Origin of the sequence: Hymenobacter coccineus (assembly GCF_001816125.1) — a bacterium.
Lineage (GTDB): Bacteria > Bacteroidota > Bacteroidia > Cytophagales > Hymenobacteraceae > Hymenobacter > Hymenobacter coccineus.
Window position 1 is genome coordinate 1 of record NZ_MDZA01000217.1, and the last position, 3,101, is coordinate 3,101.

At 67.3% G+C, this 3,101-nt stretch carries 4 protein-coding genes; all 4 read left to right on the forward strand.

From position 1 onward, the window contains the following. Positions 1-191: 191 nt before the first annotated feature. Positions 192-893 (forward strand): head GIN domain-containing protein, encoded by a 702-nt coding sequence (locus BEN49_RS12995; RefSeq protein WP_070744080.1) that lies wholly within the window; start codon positions 192-194, stop codon positions 891-893. A 338-nt stretch (positions 894-1,231) separates the two neighbouring features. Continuing rightward, positions 1,232-1,777, forward strand: coding sequence for a response regulator (locus BEN49_RS30555; protein WP_317040448.1), 546 nt, complete (start codon positions 1,232-1,234; stop codon positions 1,775-1,777). Beyond that, positions 1,717-2,607, forward strand: a complete 891-nt coding sequence (locus BEN49_RS30560) for a sigma-54 interaction domain-containing protein (RefSeq protein ID WP_317040449.1) — start codon at positions 1,717-1,719, stop codon at positions 2,605-2,607. The genes BEN49_RS30555 and BEN49_RS30560 overlap by 61 nt, the downstream gene beginning before the upstream one ends. Continuing rightward, the coding region (locus tag BEN49_RS13005) for a HAMP domain-containing protein (RefSeq protein WP_239691925.1) at positions 2,588-3,101 on the forward strand (514 nt) is incomplete at its 3' end. The genes BEN49_RS30560 and BEN49_RS13005, both read left to right, overlap by 20 nt.

The window sequence follows — 3,101 nt, forward strand, 5'->3', positions numbered from 1 at the left end:
CGACGGGACCTGGCCCGGCCCACCGGCGCGGGACGGCGGGGTTTTTTAGGGCCCCGGGCAACCGGCGGCGCTCCGGCCGCATCTTGCGTTCCGGCGGCCCCAGGTTTATTTGCTGGCCGCTGTAACGAACCGGCCCGGGGCCCGGTAACCGCGCCAAATCCTTGCTTCACCTTTCTCTTTCTGCTTCTCTCATGAAAAACCTCGTTCTCCCCGCCCTGCTTTCCTTAGTGGCCCTGGTGCCCGCCCTTGCCCAAACCGCCACGCAGGAGCGCCCGGTGGCCGCGTTCCACGCCATCAAAGTCGGCACCGGCATTGCCCTCGACCTCACCGCCGGCCACGGCCAGCGCGTGGAGGCCAGCGCCGCCACCGCCGAGCTGCGCGACCGCATCAAAACCACCGTGGAAGACGGCGTGCTCGTCATTAAATACGAAAGCCCCGACGAAAACGGCCGCCGCAACACCAGCACCCAGCACCTGCGCGTGGCCGTGACGGCCGACCAGCTCACGGCCCTCACGGCCGGCAGCGGCGCGGCCGTGGACGCCAAGGGCGACTACGCGGCCTCCAACTTCCAACTCGACGTATCGTCGGGGGCCTCGCTGCGGGCCGACATCGCCACCACCGACCTCACCGTGCGCCAGGGCAGCGGTAGTGTCATTACCCTCAAAGGCAAGGCCCCGCACCTCGACATCCGCACCGGCAGCGGCTCGGTGTTCAACGGCAAGGAACTGCAAACCGACAAGTGCGAGGCCCAGGCCAGCAGCGGCAGCACCCTGAAAATAGCCGTGCGCGAGGCCCTGGTGGCCGAAGCCAGCAGCGGCGCCAGCATCAAGTATCAGGGCTCGCCCACCGTTACGAAGCACACCGGCAGCGGCGGCAGCGTGCGCAGCATGTAGATTTGAATTACTTCGTTTGCCAGAAGTATTCTTGTTTAGGCCGTCATGCTGAGCGCAGCCGAAGCATCTCTCCCGCTGACTAACTTAATCGACTGGTTAGGTTAGAGTAAATTCTGGGTCAGTGTACACTTTGTATTCGGCTGGCTCCCCCCCCTCCTTTTCGGAGATGGGGCCGGGGGGTGAGGCGAATGCTTGGATGAACATATACACTGACCCGGAAACTGCTCTAGTCAGCGGGAGAGATGCTTCGGCTGCGCTCAGCATGACGTTCTTTTGGCTGTTCAGTTGGGCTGATCTTCGCTTCGTTGCTAAACAGTGCAACGCACCCCATTCCCCTTATGATCCTCATCGTCGACGACGACCTGGCCGTGCGCACCTCGCTGGGCCTGCTGCTGAAGCAGGCCGGCTACGCCACCCGTGCCGCCGACGGCCCCGCCGGGGCCCTGGCCGCCGTGCGCGCCGAAACGCCGGCGCTGGTGCTGCTCGACATGAACTTCTCGCGCGCCACCACCGGCGACGACGGCCTGGCCTTGCTGCGCGAAATCAAGCAGCTGGCCCCGCTGGTGCCGGTGGTGCTCATCACCGGCTGGGGCTCCATTGCGCTGGCCGTGGCGGGCATGAAGGCCGGCGCCGCCGAGTTCGTGACCAAGCCCTGGCACAACGACGCCCTGCTCCAAACCATCGGCACAGCGCTGGCGCTGCGCGACGCTGGGCCGCCGCTGGTGCCCCACCCGGCCGCCGCGCCTTGGACAAGCAGTTCCAGCTGGCCGACATTGTGGGCGAAGACGAGCGCCTGCTGGCCGTGCTGCGCCAGGTGGGCCAGGTGGCGGCCACCGACGCCGCTGTGCTCATCGAGGGCGAAAGCGGCACTGGCAAGGAGCTGATTGCCGAGGCCTTGCACCAGAACAGCCGCCGCCGCGGCCAGCCGTTCGTGAAGGTGAACCTGGGCGGCATTTCGTCGTCGCTGTTTGAGAGCGAGCTGTTTGGTCACCGGCGCGGGGCCTTCACCGACGCTAAGGCCGACCGGGTGGGACGCTTCGAGTTGGCCAATGGCGGCACCATTTTCCTCGACGAAATCGGCGAGCTGGAGCTAGCCAGCCAAGTTAAGCTGCTGCGCGTGCTGCAAGACCGCACCTACGAGGTGCTCGGCGACAGCAAGCCCCGCCGCCTCGACCTGCGCGTGGTGGCCGCCACCAATAAGAACCTGGCGGAGTTGGTGGCCCAGGGCCGCTTCCGCGAAGACCTCTTCTACCGCCTCAACCTCATCACGTTGCACCTGCCCGCCCTGCGCGAGCGGCCCCACGACGTGCCGCTGCTGGTGCGCCACTTCCTGGCCCAGTTGCGCGACACCTACCAGCGGCCCGGCCTGCGCGTGGGGGCCCCGGCGCTGCACTGGCTCCAGGCGCAGCCGCTGCCCGGCAACATCCGCGAGCTGAAAAACCTGGTGGAGCGCGCCGTGCTCGTCAGCGGCCACGACGAGCTGACGCCCGCCGACTTCCAACAGAGCGGCGCCGGGGCCCCGCCGGTGCTGGCCCCCGCGGCCGTGCCGGGCACCCTCACCCTCGACCAGCTCGAAGCCCAGGCCATCCGCCAGAGCGTGGCCCACCACCAGGGCAACCTGAGCCGGGTGGCCAAGGCCCTGGGCCTCAGCCGCGGGGCCCTGTACCGGCGCCTCGACAAATACGGCATTCCTTATGATGAGCCTGCGGGTTAAGTTTCTGCTTTTCGTCGTGGTCATCCACGCCGTGCTGGTGGCGCTGGCGGCCCAGCTGCGCACCACCAACGCGGTACTGTTTGTGGCCACCGAGCTGCTGCTGCTGGGCAGCCTGGTGCTGAGCGCGCAGCTCTACCGGGGGTTCGTGCGGCCGTTGCAGCTCATTGCGGCGGGCACGGCGGCCATGCAGGCGCGCGATTTCACCCTGAAATTCGTGCCCGTGGGCCAGCGCGAAATGGACCAGCTCATCGGCGTTTATAACTCCATGATTGACGCGCTGCGCCGCGAGCGGGTGAGCCAGCACGAGAAAAGCATCCTGCTCGAACGACTCATCGAAGCCTCGCCGGCCGGCGTGTTAATCCTTGATTTTGAAGGGAATGTGGAGCAGGCCAACGCGGCGGCGGTGCGCTTCATTGGCGCTGGCAGCGCGGGTCCCCCGGCCTGGCTGGGCCAGCCGCTGGGGGCCCTGCCCGGGGGCCCTGCCTGCGTCACCG

Coding starts and splice junctions, on each gene's coding strand:
- BEN49_RS12995 (WP_070744080.1), top strand. CDS start 192: ATGAAAAACCTCGTTCTCCCCGCCCTGCTTTCCTTAGTGGCCCTGGTG.
- BEN49_RS30555 (WP_317040448.1), top strand. CDS start 1,232: ATGATCCTCATCGTCGACGACGACCTGGCCGTGCGCACCTCGCTGGGC.